The organism is Novipirellula galeiformis, from assembly GCF_007860095.1.
Lineage (GTDB): Bacteria > Planctomycetota > Planctomycetia > Pirellulales > Pirellulaceae > Novipirellula > Novipirellula galeiformis.
In genome coordinates this window covers 1,345,723-1,360,973 of the sequence record NZ_SJPT01000001.1, presented here as the reverse complement: position 1 = coordinate 1,360,973, position 15,251 = coordinate 1,345,723, and the positions used below count along the sequence as shown (strand labels likewise).

The 15,251-nt window shown below is 55.0% G+C and carries 11 protein-coding genes; all 11 read left to right on the top strand.

Going from position 1 to position 15,251, the window contains the following annotated elements:
- The first annotated feature begins 288 nt into the window (after positions 1 to 288).
- The 11 genes from ubiE (at position 289) to Pla52o_RS04975 (ending at position 15,211) form a co-directional block, all read left to right on the top strand.
- Complete coding sequence (gene ubiE, locus Pla52o_RS05025) at positions 289 to 1,092, top strand: bifunctional demethylmenaquinone methyltransferase/2-methoxy-6-polyprenyl-1,4-benzoquinol methylase UbiE (protein WP_146593426.1); 804 nt, start codon at positions 289 to 291, stop codon at positions 1,090 to 1,092.
- Between the two features lie 11 nt (positions 1,093 to 1,103).
- Positions 1,104 to 1,793 carry a UbiX family flavin prenyltransferase gene (locus tag Pla52o_RS05020; protein ID WP_146593567.1) on the top strand — a complete coding sequence of 230 codons (690 nt, stop codon included), beginning with the start codon at positions 1,104 to 1,106 and terminating at the stop codon, positions 1,791 to 1,793.
- A complete protein-coding gene (locus Pla52o_RS05015; protein WP_197168999.1) occupies positions 1,790 to 2,698 on the top strand; it encodes a 4-hydroxybenzoate octaprenyltransferase in 909 nt (302 codons plus the stop codon). Before Pla52o_RS05020 ends, Pla52o_RS05015 begins: the two co-directional genes overlap by 4 nt.
- A gap of 126 nt (positions 2,699 to 2,824) precedes the next feature.
- Positions 2,825 to 3,985, top strand: coding sequence for an aminofutalosine synthase MqnE (mqnE, locus tag Pla52o_RS05010; RefSeq protein WP_146593425.1), 1,161 nt, complete (start codon positions 2,825 to 2,827; stop codon positions 3,983 to 3,985).
- Between the two features lie 123 nt (positions 3,986 to 4,108).
- Complete coding sequence (locus tag Pla52o_RS05005) at positions 4,109 to 5,605, top strand: aldehyde dehydrogenase family protein (RefSeq protein WP_146593424.1); 1,497 nt, start codon at positions 4,109 to 4,111, stop codon at positions 5,603 to 5,605.
- Between the two features lie 507 nt (positions 5,606 to 6,112).
- Positions 6,113 to 7,405 (top strand): class II aldolase/adducin family protein, encoded by a 1,293-nt coding sequence (locus Pla52o_RS05000; RefSeq protein WP_146593423.1) that lies wholly within the window; start codon positions 6,113 to 6,115, stop codon positions 7,403 to 7,405.
- A gap of 401 nt (positions 7,406 to 7,806) precedes the next feature.
- Positions 7,807 to 10,572, top strand: a complete 2,766-nt coding sequence (locus Pla52o_RS04995; protein WP_146593422.1) for an O-antigen ligase family protein — start codon at positions 7,807 to 7,809, stop codon at positions 10,570 to 10,572.
- Between the two features lie 444 nt (positions 10,573 to 11,016).
- The gene (locus Pla52o_RS04990) at positions 11,017 to 12,102 is read left to right on the top strand and encodes a glycosyltransferase family 4 protein (protein WP_146593421.1); all 1,086 of its coding nucleotides are present in this window, start codon (positions 11,017 to 11,019) and stop codon (positions 12,100 to 12,102) included.
- Between the two features lie 5 nt (positions 12,103 to 12,107).
- Positions 12,108 to 13,025: an ABC transporter permease gene (locus Pla52o_RS04985; RefSeq protein ID WP_231612086.1), complete on the top strand. Its 918-nt coding sequence runs from the start codon at positions 12,108 to 12,110 to the stop codon at positions 13,023 to 13,025.
- Between the two features lie 64 nt (positions 13,026 to 13,089).
- On the top strand, positions 13,090 to 14,382 hold the full coding sequence (locus Pla52o_RS04980; protein ID WP_146593420.1) for an ABC transporter ATP-binding protein: 1,293 nt from the start codon (positions 13,090 to 13,092) through the stop codon (positions 14,380 to 14,382).
- Positions 14,342 to 15,211, top strand: coding sequence for a sulfotransferase family 2 domain-containing protein (locus Pla52o_RS04975; RefSeq protein WP_146593419.1), 870 nt, complete (start codon positions 14,342 to 14,344; stop codon positions 15,209 to 15,211). The genes Pla52o_RS04980 and Pla52o_RS04975 overlap by 41 nt, the downstream gene beginning before the upstream one ends.
- Positions 15,212 to 15,251 lie beyond the last annotated feature (40 nt).

Genomic DNA, 15,251 nt, shown 5'->3' with positions numbered 1-15,251 from the left:
GAGGGTGAGGAGGAGCGACTCACCGCCCGCCGCGGTCGTTCCAACAAGATTGCAAAATACAGAAGGAACACAGCAAATTGAAAAAGGATGGAATGCAGCAAGCTGGCCCCTTTTCAGTTTGCATTCGCCATTCTCCCTCAAACGTGTGGGATGGGCTACACAAAGTGCCACCGCAAACCCGTCGGGCTTCACCGCATCGACTTGGACGATTAACTTACTGGGCTAAAGAGTCCGCTCGGCGGTCTCCCAAACTCGGCTTCACCTCACACGAAACCCGTTGGACGATCGATGGTCGCAACCGAACACGAAACGCAAACCTCTCCCAACGCGGACTCCGCGTCCCCGCTTGTGGATAAGAGCGGTTCACGCGTCCAAGAGATGTTTCGTCAAATTGCACCTCGCTACGACGCGATGAATCACCTCTTGTCACTCAGTATCGACCGTTATTGGCGGTGGCGAACCGTGCGGATCCTGAGACTTAGCGCGAGCGATCCCGTACTCGATACCTGCACCGGCACCGGTGACTTAGCGATTGCGATCGCGAAAAAAGCACCTAAAAACGTTCGTGTCGTCGGCAGCGATTTTTGCCCAGCGATGCTCGAAATCGCGATCAAGAAACGGCGGGTCGGAACGCCCAGCGAAACGATCGAATTCATCGAAGCGGATTCACAATCGCTGCCGTTCTCGGACAACCGTTTCCAATGTGTGACGGTCGCCTTTGGACTGCGCAACGTGACCGACACCGATCAAGGACTGCGCGAGATGACTCGCGTCTGTACCCCGGGGGGCCAAGTCGTGGTGCTCGAGTTTTCTCAGCCACGCTTGTTCGGTCTCCGCCAAGCGTATGGATTCTACTTCCGCAACGTGCTACCACGCATCGGCCAACTCTTCGCCCGCAACGACAAATCGGCTTACAGTTACTTGCCCGAATCGGTTGTCCAATTTCCTGACGGCCAAGCCCTCGCCGATCGCATGACCGCCGCAGGATTGACCGACGTGAAATTCACGCCGATGACGTTCGGCGTGGCGACGATCTATCAAGGTAGAAAACCTCAATCTACGGATGCCTCCGCGTCGGAGACCACCCCGTGAGCGGAAGTAGAGTGAGTCCTCAAAACGCAACCGAACCGCGTCCCGATCGCAGTGGCTCCGATAAAGGTCGCCCGATCGTGTTGGCGATCACCGGCGCGAGCGGAGCGATCTACGGGGTCCGCTTACTACAACTCTTGGCTCGTGATGGCCACGAGGTCCATGTCACGATCAGCCCCAGTGGTGCTGCGGTCATCCAACAAGAACTCGATCATCGACTCGATCTCCGTAGCGTCGATCTCGCCCCGCTGTTGACCCTCTCGCCGGCATGGTCCACCGCATCGGTCGACACGCCCGACGCGGCGACGTTGGCACGGTTGCACTATCATCGCCACGATGATTACTTTACCCCGATCGCAAGCGGGTCGTTCAAGACGCAAGCGATGGTGGTTTGTCCCTGTAGTGGTAGCACGCTCAGCGGTATCGCGCGTGCGGCGGGTTCGAACTTGATCCAACGTGCGGCAGAGGTGCATTTGAAAGAACATCGCAAACTAGTCCTCGTCCCCCGCGAAACGCCACTCAGCGTCCTGCAGCTCGAAAACATGCATCGGGTCGCTGCCGCCGGCGCGGTGATGTTGCCTGCGATGCCCGGTTGGTATCACGGCGTCGAGTCGCTCGACTCGTTAGTGGACTTTGTCGTCAGCCGGATCATGGACCAAATCGGGGTCGACAATTCACTGATCCAGCGTTGGGGGGAATCATGAACCTCTCGCATTGGCTTGGACTGATTCGCTTCAGCCACACCGTGTTTGCACTGCCGTTTGCGGCACTGGCGACCGTGATGGCATTCTCGACTCCCCTGGACTCTGGAACCCACCCCTCGTTCCGCTGGCAAGACATCGCCGGCATTTTGTTGTGCATGGTGTTTGCCCGCAGCGCCGCGATGGCCTTCAACCGACTTGTTGATCACAAGATCGACGCTCAAAACCCCCGCACCGAGAAACGTCATCTTCCTGCTGGCGTCCTTTCTCGCAAAAGTGTTTGGCTATTTACGATCGCGTGCTCGCTCGGCTTCGTCGCTTCGACGCTGTTGTTTTTCCCCAACCCAATTCCGCTTTACGCCTCCGTTCCCGTGCTGCTATTTCTGTGTGGCTACAGTTTAGCGAAACGGTTCACCGCTGCGGCCCACGTTTGGTTGGGAGTTGCGCTGAGTCTTTCGCCGATCTGTGCCTGGGTGGCGATTCGCGGCAGCGAGGTCACCACTCATCCGTCCGATCTGATTGCTCCCTTGATTTTGGCTGCCGCCGTCGCCGCGTGGGTCACTGGTTTCGACATCATCTATGCCTGCCAGGACGCCGACTTCGATGCGCAATCCGGATTGCACAGCATCCCGGCGAAATTTGGCATTGCCGGAGCCCTGAAGATCGCCGCGGGATTTCATATTTTGATGTTGGGGCTATTGAGTCTGCTACCGATGGTTGCCGAGAACACGGGATTGGGCGTATTTTTTGGGGTCGTGTTGGCCGTGGTCACGGCGTTGGTGCTGTGGCAGCATCGACTCGTGCGTCCCGACGACCTCGACCGCGTTAACGAAGCTTTTTTTAACACCAACGCCGCCATCAGCCTGATCCTCCTCATCGCCGGAACCCTCGACTGTGCATGGTTTTAAGTGCGATAGGATGCCAGCCTGCTATCCCTCAACGGGAAATAGTCTCATCATTCCAAGCCATCCAAACGACCGCTAGCGCCGCATCGCTACCCCCACCCAACTCTTTCCCTGACCCATATCCAACGCATGATTACTAAAGAACGCGAAGCAAGGTTTCGAGAAATCCGCGACAAAGTCGAAGCGGAACAGCGGCTCTCGCTCGATGACGGCATTTTTCTTTACGATCCCGAAGTATCACTCGGCGCCGTGGGTGAACTCGCCAATTTGGTTCGCGAGCGAAAGAACGGTAACGTCGGTTACTTCAACATCAATACTCACCTAAATCCGACCAACGTGTGTGTGTATCGATGTCGGTTCTGCGCCTTCCGCAGCGATTTGCGCGACCCCAAAGGGTACGCGATGAACGACGAACAAATCTTGCAGCGCGGCCAAGAGGCGACCGAAAACGGATGTACCGAAATGCACATCGTCGGCGGGCTGCACCATCAAAAACCGTACGAGTGGTACCGTCACCTGATCGAACTGTTGCACACCCACTACCCCCAAATCCACTTAAAGGGCTGGACCGCCGTGGAGATCAATTGGTTTGAGTTCCAAACCAAGAAATCGGTTCGCTGGGTGCTCGAAGATTTACGTGAAGCGGGACTCGGCAGCATGCCAGGCGGCGGGGCCGAGATCTTTCATCCCGAAGTGCGTGACCAACTGTGCGAACACAAAGCCAACACGCACGCTTGGTTGGACATCCACCGCACCGCCCATCAAATTGGGTTACGCACCAATTGCACGATGCTGTACGGGCATGTCGAGAAGGCATACCACCGAATCGACCATTTGATCCGCCTGCGTGATTTGCAAGATGAAACGGGTGGCTTCCAAGTCTTCATCCCGTTAGCATTTCATCCCGAAAACACCAAGTTGTCCGAGATCAAAAAACCATCGGGCATTATGGACCTAAGAACCATGGCAATCAGCCGGTTGATGCTCGACAACGTCCAGCACATCAAGGCGTACTGGATCATGTTAGGGGTCGAGACCGCGCAAACCGCATTGGCCTACGGAGCGGACGACATCGACGGTACCGTTCGCCATGAACTGATTTATCACGACGCTGGAGCGACAACACCACAATGTTTGTCGGTCGACGATATTCGCAACTTGATCAGCGAAGCCGGGCGTGAGCCGGTCGAGCGTGATACAATCTACCGCCAAGTACACCGAGATCCCAACGACTACACAAAGTGGACGACGGGAGAATCGGTGGAACAAATTGCGATCACCACCTCCTAAGAAAAACTGGTCCTCAGCCCCCCGCTGATTCCAGGCCTCCGGTCCAGTTCACGGATCTAATCGGGGGCCTTAAAACCACTCCCCATTTTCTCCCCTTGCATCCTCCTGCCCACGAGTTAAACGATGAGCACAGCGACTCAAACGAAGCTTTTGCCCGAAGTCACCGCCTTTCTCAACCGCGGTTCTTTGCCCGCCTTCGTGGGCGGCCAACCGATGCCATCGACCAGCGGGAAGACGATCGCGACGTACGACCCCGGGTCCGGTGAACTCCTGGCTGAAGTGCATGACTTGACACCCGAGGATATTGATCGCGCGATCGATGTCGCTAACGAAGCGTTTGTCAAACAAGCGTGGGCCAAACTTCCCGTCAACGAACGTGGCGCCCTGTTGCACCGTCTAGCGGATGAAGTCGAACGACGGATCGCCATCTTTGCTCAACTCGAGTCCCTCGATGCCGGCAAGATCGAGGCGCAAGCGGCCGGCGATGTACAAAACTTCATTGACACCCTGCGTTATTTCATTGAGATGGGTCAGCATATGAACCCACGCTCGACGCTCGCCGTGAAAGGGCACGAGGCGTGGAAGTACCGGCAACCCTGGGGCGCCTGTGGATTCATCTTTCCATGGAATTTCCCGTTCCTGTTGATCGGCTGGGGCATCACCCCGGCGCTCGTCGCGGGGAACACCGTCGTGATCAAACCCGCTGAAGATACGCCCCTCTCGGCGTTGTATCTTGCCCAGGTTGCAACCGAAGTAGGCATTCCTGATGGCGTGATCAATGTCGTCACCGGCGGCGGAGCGACCGCTGGAGCGGCTCTCTCGGCGAGCCATAAGATCAAGCGAATGTCGTTCACCGGATCGCCCGAGGTCGGCCGTTTGGTCGGTGAAGCGTGTGGCCGCAACCTCGTTCCTGTCAAACTCGAACTGGGCGGCAAGGGAGCCGCAGTGGTGTTTGATGATGTCAGTGTAGAAGAGACTGCCGACAAACTAGTCGGAGCGATCACATTCCACACCGGTCAAGTCTGTTGTGACGCCACCCGCTGGATCGTCCACGAAAAGATTTTTGATTCCTTCGTCAACGCGTGTGTTGACCGCATGAAGAAAATTGAAGTCGGCTACCAACGTAACGGATCGACCCAAATGGGCCCCGTCGTTAACGCAAAACAGCGTGAGCGAGTACTGAGTTATCTCGAAAAAGGACAAGCCGAGGGCGCAAAGTGCTTGCTCGAAGGAGGTCCTGCAACGGTACAGGGGTATGAGGGACATTACGTAAAACCGGCATTAATGACCGGATCGCTCGACAACATCGCAGCACGGGAAGAGATTTTTGGCCCGGTCGCCTATCTCGCTCCTTTCAAGAACGAAGAGGAAGCGATTGAGATGGTCAATCGCACCGATTACGGGCTCGCCAACAGCGTCTGGACGCCCGACTTAGGGAGGGCATCACGAGTGGCCGAAGCGATGGTGGCGGGCAACAGCTGGATCAACGCTCACAACGTCTTCGCCCAAGGCGTTCCCTACGGCGGCGTCAACAAGAGCGGTATGGGAGGCGGCGTATTGTCAGTCGAAACGCTGCTGGATTATTACCGCAGCACTTCAATCGTTCGCCCGCTGAACTAAGATCTCGTTAGCCTCGACCGAGCCTTCCCGCGATTGCGCGGGAAGGCTCCGACTCGAATCTCGCTGCCCTCATACGCGTTGCCCCAATCGCGCCGAGAGCAATCGCGCCGAGAGCTTTTTCACTTACCCTCCATTGCACAACCTCCATTGCACCGCGATAAAGCTTCCCACGAGCGAGTCCACCGAGTGCGTCGTTCACCGCTTGAGGCGGATTGCGAACGATGCAAAATACAGTGATGACGCGGTCCCTGTGCAATGCAATTTCGGAGCGTTCGCCCCCGATCCTCACGGGGGTCGCCAATCCAAAGGCACTCCTCGTTCTGCCAGCCACATTCAAACGCCCCACTTTCTAGCAGTGTCGTTTGCCTTTCCCCGGCGCTGCGATCAGCGCCTCGACCGGCATCCTTTAGTGCTCCGCAAATGACGTTATTAGCGTGAGAGCAGTATTGCGAAGATCCGATCAGCGACGCCCCCTCCTCCTCAAATTCTTGAACCAAGCTTTTAGCCATGACGAACCATCGCAACCTTGCCCATCCACGTGACGAGATCATGCACACGATGCAGCGAATTTATCGCTATCGCATGACAACCACCTCGGGCGGCAACCTATCCATCCGGGAATCCAACGGCGACATTTGGATCACGCCAGCCCGTGTGGACAAAGGAAATCTGACCCGACGCGACATCATCTGCGTCCGCGCCGACGGAACCGTCGATGGTCCCCATCCCCCATCATCCGAATTCCCGTTTCACAAAGCGATCTACGAAGCGCGGCCTGATCTGCAAGCGATCGTTCACGCCCATCCCGTTGCACTGGTCGCGTTCAGCATCTGTGGGCAAACGCCCGACACCCGGATTTTCCATCAAGCCCACAGCGTGTGTGGGAAACCTGGCTTCGCGCCTTATGCGCTGCCCGGCAGCGAGCGGTTAGGGAAAAACATTGCTGACACCTTCGGCGACGGTTGCAATAGTGTGATCCTGGAGAACCATGGCGTTGTCGTCGGAGGTGATTCGATGTCCCAGGCGTTTCAACGCTTCGAAGCGCTCGAATTCACGGGCAAAACGATCATCAAGGGCAACCAGCTTGATCGGGTATCGTACTTGAGCGATGAAAAACTGGCACAGGTTCAGCAGCGCCAGGTTGACTTCGATTCCTTCGTCCCTGGTGAAGCTTCCGCGAATGAAAAAGAACGACGGCGCGAGTTGTGTGAATTCATCCGGCGCGGTTGTCGCCAACGACTGTTGATCAGTACCGAGGGGAGCTTTTCAGCTCGGATCGACTCCGACTCATTCGTGATCACCCCGTCCCAACAAGATCGCGAAGGACTCGAAATCGAGGACTTGGTGTTAGTCAAAGGCTTAGCAGCGGAGCAGGGCAAGATGCCGAGTCGCGCCACATTAGCCCACCGATCGATCTACGCGGCACACCCCGAGGTCAACGCCGTCGTCTTCGCTCATCCCGTTAACGCGACGGCATTTAGCGTCACCGACTCTGCCTTTGACACGCGCACGATTCCGGAAAGTTACGTTTTTCTGCATGATGTCGCCCGCGTTCCCTACGGCGTTCAATACCAATCCGATGGCGAGATCGCCAACTTCGTTTCGCTGAAATCGCCCACCGCGATTCTCACCAATGATGGAGTGCTGGTCGCGGGAACCAGCGTGCTGGACGCGTTCGATCGCCTAGAGGTGCTGGAATCCACAGCCGAAGCGGTCATTAACGCCAAGGCGATTGGCGACGTCAACGCGATGCCGGACGAAGTCATTGAAGAACTTCGCAACGCATTCGGGATGAACTAACGTTCCCTACCGTGAACAAAGCCCCGATCGACGTCAGAGTCTCGTCGATCGGGGCGAGGAGCAACACGCTCCCCTCTTCTTCTTAATCCGCCCCGCTTCAAACGGGAAACATCCCTCGGTTCGCCGACACGTGTCCCAGCGAGTGATCACGTTTCGGCCGATCCCCAAGGGGAGTGTAAAATCGGTGCGTTCCATGCCTAGGCAATTAGAATGGGCATTTGCAGCGGAAGTTGCAAAAATTTCGGCCGACGCTCCCCCTGCGGACACCACCCGCATAGCGGGGTGCGTTCTAATCGAAATAGCAACCCGCTTGTGGGCCGAACCTGATCGCCGAACCTGATCGCCGAACCTGATCGATCGCGAAAACGCTCCCCAGCGGAGGCGTCCGCTAGAAAAACTCCATGAAAACAATCGCTCTCCTTCTACGCCAGTTATCGCTTTGGGCATCCGCATGCATTCTGACCGCGCTGCCCTGTGTGGTCGCGTTTGACTACGGCGGCATCCATCCCTGGGCTCAATGGGCTTCCGGGGTCGCGGTGCTGGTTGCGGGCGTTCTAGCATTACCCTCGATCATGGACCGAGAAATTCAAGGGGGACCTCGTTTTCACTGGTTGGCGATCGTGTTGCTTGGCTGGGCCGCGTTTGCTTGGTTTCAAACGTTGCCGCTGCCTGGATCACTAGTCAGCATTCTCAGTCCCGGTTCCGCCGCCGCCTACACTACTTGGCTCGATCCAATCTTAGGGCCGCAGAGCGATGGCACCGCCGGACGATCATCGATGCACCCAATTTCGATCGATCCCGCCAGTTCGCGGCATACGCTGGCGATGCTATTGGTGGTCGCCACCTTGGCATGGACCTCCGCGACCGTATTTCAAAATCGCAAGCGACTGGTGCTGCTGTTGGCCGGACTCGCCGCCGGGGCTGCCGTCCACGCCGGACTGGGCATTTTCCTACTGATTAGCCCTGAATCCGATTTACTGGGAATGAATTCGATCGATCTTGGCATTCATTTCGCCGCCTTTATCAATCGCAACAACGCGGCGTTGATGATGAATATTGGTGTTGGGGCCAGTTTGGGAGCGCTCGCATGGCGACTGTCTGCGTTGATTGGAACGGAAGTCGATGACGAGAACTTCGAAGTCAACGACCTCATTTCGCTCGCCAGCGACCGGGATTCAAGTGTCGCAGTGATCAGCTTGGTGCTGTGCACCGCCGCGCTACTGGTCTGTGGATCGCGAGGTGGATTAGTCAGCGCCGTGATTGGCTTGACGCTCGCGCTGGGTTGGATCCGTGCGCGACGTGGCACGACCACGATTCCAGTAATCATTGCCATCATCTCCATTGCCGTGGCAATGTTGATTGTCCCATTCAACCTCGATTTGACATCGCTGAATCGAATGGAATTGTTTTCGGACCAGGACGAATCGACCCTGCTCAACGATGGTCGAATCCCACTCTGGAGCGACAGCATTGCTGCAGCGATCACGTACCTGCCGACAGGAAGCGGATTGGGGACGTTCGCCGACGCACACCTCACGCAACTTGCTCAAAGCAGCGACGGATGGGCACATCATGCCGACAATCTGTGGCTGGAGATGTTTACCGAGCAGGGGATCCCAGGAGTTATTTTCATCAGTGTCTTGCTGGTGGGGATGATCCTTTCGCTAAACAAATTAGACGATTCCCCGGACCCAGTGGATCACGGGTTGCGGGTTGCGGGTTGGTACATTCTCGGCTCGCTTGCCGTTTCTCAGTTCTTTGACATGGGGCTGATCATCCCCGCCAATTTAATCGCCTGTGCGATCATTTTGTCCGTCATCGCCACGCGAGGCATCATGGTGCTCCCCAGCACCCCGGACGCCCGAGTCCGGGGCAACGAACTGCAAACGCCAGACAGTGTAGGCAACGAAGGCAATGAGAACGATGAATCCGAAAATGCAGAGAATGAAGAACTACCGTCCGCCGCATTGCCCATCGCACGCAAACCACGCATCCGGTTCCAAGCTCAAAAGTCGCCCTTACCTCCCATCGCGGTGGCATGCATCGTGTTTCTGCCCAGCCTATGGGCCTATCGCGTGTTGCAATCGGATGCCCACATTGACTCACTAACTCAAACGGCGCAAGGGATGCTGAACCAATCAGGCCCCGAACCCGAGCAACTCGAAAGCGTCCTCGCTCCGCTCGAATCCCTCGCCAAACAAACCGCATCACCGATAGTCTTTCGCATCCTCAGCGACATCCATTTTCAATTAGCTCGCTATGACGAGGTGTTACAGGGAAGCCCCCAAACGACTGCACAACTACGTTCGTTGTACCTACAAACCGCTCCTGCGGTGCGTCGTCTGAAGTGGCACAGGTCGAACGCGTCCCTGGCAACGAAGCCGAGCAGCAGCGGGGTCAGCCATGCTGTCGGCGTGGAACACGAAGAGGCTGAAAAGGAAATCGTGTCCCCCCAACCACTTTCGCCGCACTATGCCGCATCATTACAACATGCCGAATCGGAGCTCCGTGTGCGACCGCTTTCCCGCGAGGCGCGGACGGCGAGTCTGTATCTCGATTTTGTGTATACGGATCCTACGCGGACGAGAGCGATCCTAAATCAACTATGCACCCTGTACGGAACGAATTCGACGGCGCTGCGTCAACTGGCCCAATTGTCTCTCGACAGTTACGAGTTGGAACTCGGGGTGACCTACCTCAAACAACTCTTAGAACGTCAACCGAGTCAAACCGCCGCGGCACTCAAGATGCTTGAAGCATACCCGGAGCTCTCGCTCTCCAGCGTCGTCCCTCCGTCGCCAGTGAATTATCGAGCTGCAGCCAAGTACCTGAACACTCGTCCCGCACCCGACCTTGTGTTTTTGAGTCAGGCGCTCGACGGACTCGGTTGTGACCAGAGCGAAACGATCTCCGAGCGAGCGAGTTGTGAAGAACTGTGGGCCGACACTGCGTACGTTTTGAAACGGTATCAAGAATCCTTTGCCGGCTACGAGCGGGCAATCCGTTTGGATGCCAAGAATGTAGCCTTGCGTCTCAAGCTGATCACGCGGCTGGGTGCGCAACACCAGCGAGCAAAGGCATTGTCGGAAGCAAGAAACGCTAAACGGCTTTTCCCCGATGAGGAACGTTTCGACGGACTCATCGAGCAAATGGCTAATCGCCCCTAGCTTCTTCCGCAAAAACGAAAATGTTACCCCCCTACAAAACGCCCCCCATCGGACGAGATTACAGCAATTTGGCAAAAGCGTGCTTGCAATTTGGGGGGGGGGCGATCAGGATACTTTTGTAAATCTGAAAACGCGAGTTTCCGTTCGGAATTGCCTCTGCAACCGCATCCGCGTAAGCCCTTCAGACGCTTCGTTCGCCCGCTTAGCGAAACGAGTAAGCCGAGGTTCCGCCAACACGACGGACAACGAGTGAACGGACCGGCGGCTGAGCAAGTATCAGAGAAACATACAAGTCTCGAATTGAAGAATCCCTGCGGTTCCACCACCAGCAACCGCAATTCAACTAACTTCAAAGGGTGAGTGTCACCCAAGTGGACGAAGTCCGCGCCTAGGCAAAGTCTTAATTTCTTGCATCTACTCGTAAACGCATTATCGATCGGCTCCATGAGTGGCCAACATGTGGTGTACGGTTTTTTGAGACCTACAGCACGTTGGATGCTTCCGGAGCATTCGATCACCGTACTTCATTACGAAAGCGAGCAACCGCCTTTCGATCTCTTGGACGCAGGCGTGCAAACGAGAGTCGTATCGAATCAATATCGTGATTGGGTGCGTCGAGCGTGGTGGGAACTGAGAAACTTTGGTTCGGTTAGCAGAGAAATCGGTGCCGATGTGGTACTAAGCGTCTCGGGGGCCGTCACCCCAGGCTGCCCAGTGCCGCAAGCGGTGCTTTGCCAGAACCCATGGTGCTATATTCCACAAGCTCAATTCGGGTGGCAGCAACGCTTCAAGGCGCGTCTGCAACGACTCGGCTACGCTAAAGCGTTCCGCAACGCAGATATGATGATCTATCTCTCCGGTCACCTACGCTCTCTGTATCAAAAAGGGAATCCGGGCGTCACCGAAAATCGAGCCGACATCGCGAACGTCGGACTCAACCAAGATACGTTTGATACGGCCAGCGAAATGAGCGATGCCCAACGGGAGCCATTCTCAATTCTGTCTGTATCAGCAATGGCACCTTGGAAGGGTGCCGAGACCCTAGTCGAAGCGGTTCATCGACTTCACCAAAGGTCGATTCCAGCAACATTAAAATTTGTTGGTCCTTGGCCAGTCGAAAGCTATCACCAGAGAATCAAGTCGCTTATCGCGGCTCATTCGCTCGACGATCATGTTCAGATTTTGGGCAAAGTCAGCGATGAAGAACTTCATCGACTGTATGCAACAAGCCGTGTTTTCAGTTTAATGAGCTGCTGTGAATCCTTTGGTATTCCTGCGGCGGAAGCGATGGCGTTTGGGACCCCGATCGTCAGCACGAACTGCTGTGCGATTGCGGAGATATGCGAAGGTGCTGGACGATTCGGCACTTACGATGATCCCGAATGGACCGCCAACGCTCTGGAATCGGCACTCGTGAACGATACCCAGTGGAAAACGTGGTCCGACGTCGCACGCTCAAACGCCTCCCGCTTAGACTGGCAAACTTGCGCGAAAGCGTTCCAGCAAATTCCCGGACTAGTGAAGCATTGAAACCGTTGTCCTCCTCCGCCCCACTTACCGACGCGAAAAAACCGGACGCCAGCCCGTCCGAGCGGAAAGACATCGATTCGCCCGAGTCTCCGAAGTCATCGACTCATGACCTAGTGACGGTAATTGAACCGCCATCCAGCTGGTTTGCGCTCAACCTTGTCGAGGTCTGGAGATACAGGGACTTGCTCCTGTTGTTGATGTGGCGGGATATTTCGGCGAGATTTCGCCAAAGCGTCGTCGGTTATGGCTGGGCAATCCTGCGACCGCTCGTCACTGCATTGATCTATACGCTTGTGTTCAGCGTTTTCGTACGAATCGAAACCGATGTCCCATACCCTATCTTTGCTTTTGCAGGATTGATTCCCTGGATGTACTTCTCAGGGACATTAAGTGCCGTGACCGGAAGTATCGTGGGTGGCGGGGCGCTGTTGAAAAAGGTTTACTTTCCGCGTCTCGTACTTCCGCTGGCCACCGTCGGTGTCGGACTCGTGGAACTTGTACTTCAATTGATCGTCCTTGCCGGGCTGATGGTCTTCTACCAATACATCCCCGGCTGGCCGATACTATGCCTGCCTGTGTTTGTTTTCGTGACAATCTTAACAGCACTCGCATTCGGCATTTGGTTTACCGCGCTCAACGTGAAGTACCGCGATGTGGGGATGGCAATTCCATTTCTAATACAAATTTGGATGTACCTTTGTCCCATCATTTACCCCATCTCAGCTGTCCCCGAAGCTTGGCGACCAATCTATGCGTTGAACCCGATGGTCGGGGTTGTTGAAGGATTCCGCTGGTCGGTATTGGGAAGCGCCCCGCCCAACTTTCTCCTGCTGGGACTCTCCTCCGCGATCTCGCTAGGGATCCTGCTGTTGGGCATTGTCTGGTTCCGTAAAGTGGAAACGACTTTTGCGGACGTAATTTAGTAAGCATGGCCGTACAATTCATAAATGTCGCAAATTGCCCCTTCGTTTGGATTGAACGACTAGCATGACCCTGTCGATCACCGTCAACGATCTCAGTAAACATTACAAGCTTGGGCTCACGCACGCTGGCTCAATCCGCGAATTGACCAACGGCATGGTTCGGCGTGTGTTTCACCGGAGTCCGCCCGATAAGTCGACGGTGCTAGATGAATCCCGTGTGGAAGACGGACATTTCTGGGCACTCAAAGACGTTTCATTCGATGTTGGCCAGGGGGAGGCTGTCGGCATCATCGGAAAGAATGGAGCTGGTAAGAGTACGCTGCTGAAGATTCTCAGCCAGATCACCCGTCCGACTACAGGGCGGGCTGTACTGCATGGTCGCGTTGCCAGCTTGCTGGAGGTCGGCACCGGATTTCATCCGGAGTTAACCGGACGCGAGAACGTCTATTTGAATGGAACCATCCTGGGCATGAGGAAGCGGGAAATCAATCGCCAGCTTGACAGCATTGTCGACTTCGCCGGCGTGGAGAAATTTCTAGATACACCGGTAAAACGTTATAGCAGTGGTATGACGGTACGCCTGGGCTTTGCCGTTGCCGCGCACCTTGATCCAGAGATATTGATTGTCGATGAAGTCCTCGCAGTCGGTGACGCCGAATTCCAGAAACGTTGCATCAAAAAAATGCAGAACGTTGCCGAATCGGGAAAGACGGTATTGTTTGTGAGTCACAACATGGCTGCGATCAGGAATCTTTGTTCACATTCCATACTCTTGCAGAACGGAAGACTCGTTGCCAATGGTGCGACGGAATACGTGCTTGGGCAATACCTTTCGCAGGGCTCTCAACAACAGGAAATTCACTGGCGAGCCAAAGATAGCGATTGCGCAGGTGCGGACGCAGCGGTTCTCGAAATGCGAATTGGTACGAAAAACGAACGCAGGAGTGAATATTTCAGTGGCGAATCAATTCCATTAGCGTTCCGCGTCAAAATCTCAGCAGAAAGCAACCAGGTAGATTTTGGTGTCGAATTGAGAGACATGCATGGAAGTGTTCTATTCCGAAGTTACCTGAATGACGCTGCGCCGTTTCCTGTCAGCATTGGCACCCACGTCTATGAAACAGAAATCCCAGCCAACCTGCTCAACGCCGGTAGTTACCGCGTATCGCCTCTAGTTTACGTTCGACGACGCGTGGCTTCGGCAGAGGAAATGCCCACGCTCCATTTTCAAGTCTCATTGCAATATCCCAATAGAGAGCGTTGGCAGCGTTCAAGGATGGGAACCATTGCACCGGTGTTGACTTGGAACCAAAGTAGTGACTCGTCGCAAGACAGCTTCAAATATGAACAAGTTTAACTTTGCTGAATCCGCACTCATTTTCATTCATATCCCAAAATGTGGAGGCAACTCATTTCTTGCATACATGGAATCGCAAATCCCGAAAAACATGCTGGCATTTGACCTGAATGATCATAGCCGGACACCTGAACTTAACGGCCAACCCGAAAAGTATGACGCTCGCCTATCCGAGTTCAAATCGATGCCCTTGGAAGAACGCAACAAGTATGCCTTCGTATACGGGCATATGCCGCAAGGGATTCACAAGCATATTTCCAGGCCCTGTCAGTATGTAACGATTATACGTGAGCCTGTTAACCGGATGGTTTCTCTCTACTGGTTTGCCCGTAGTGTACCGAATCACTACCTGCACAGCTTTGCTCAACAGCATTCGCTGCTTGAGTTTGCCCAATCTGATGCTTCATTTGAATTGGACAATCAACAAACACGACTCCTTTGCAATCGTTATGACTGTTACAGCTCAGATATAAATGATCGAGTCAATCAGGACGACGCCGACCGCGCTATCGCTCATGTCATGAATCCTCGAAACGTGACCGGAATTCTGGAAGAGTACCAAAAGACCCTCCGGCTTGTCCGTCATCATTTTGGATTCCAGGTTGGTCCCACCGTTAGAAGAAACGTAACCCGAAGCCACCCTTCGATCCAGGGGTTGATCCCGGACGAAATCGATGCGATCAAGGAACGAAATCGATTTGATATTCAACTGTATGAAGCGGCCAGATTAGAGCTTCATCGCAGGTTGGATGGTTTGCCACGTCAATTTTGCTTGCCGAAATTTCTACGTCGATTCTTGAAAGGCCGCTCAGGTAATCGAGTCTCTTGATTACGGTAAAACTACGTGGTGGTGCGCGGTCAGAAATTGG

Bases quoted from the DNA above. Each gene is read 5' to 3' on its own strand.
- ubiE (WP_146593426.1), top strand. From the start codon at position 289: ATGGTCGCAACCGAACACGAAACGCAAACCTCTCCCAACGCGGACTCC.
- Pla52o_RS05015 (WP_197168999.1), top strand. From the start codon at position 1,790: ATGAACCTCTCGCATTGGCTTGGACTGATTCGCTTCAGCCACACCGTG.
- mqnE (WP_146593425.1), top strand. From the start codon at position 2,825: ATGATTACTAAAGAACGCGAAGCAAGGTTTCGAGAAATCCGCGACAAA.
- Pla52o_RS05005 (WP_146593424.1), top strand. From the start codon at position 4,109: ATGAGCACAGCGACTCAAACGAAGCTTTTGCCCGAAGTCACCGCCTTT.
- Pla52o_RS05000 (WP_146593423.1), top strand. From the start codon at position 6,113: ATGACGAACCATCGCAACCTTGCCCATCCACGTGACGAGATCATGCAC.
- Pla52o_RS04995 (WP_146593422.1), top strand. From the start codon at position 7,807: ATGAAAACAATCGCTCTCCTTCTACGCCAGTTATCGCTTTGGGCATCC.
- Pla52o_RS04990 (WP_146593421.1), top strand. From the start codon at position 11,017: ATGAGTGGCCAACATGTGGTGTACGGTTTTTTGAGACCTACAGCACGT.
- Pla52o_RS04980 (WP_146593420.1), top strand. From the start codon at position 13,090: ATGACCCTGTCGATCACCGTCAACGATCTCAGTAAACATTACAAGCTT.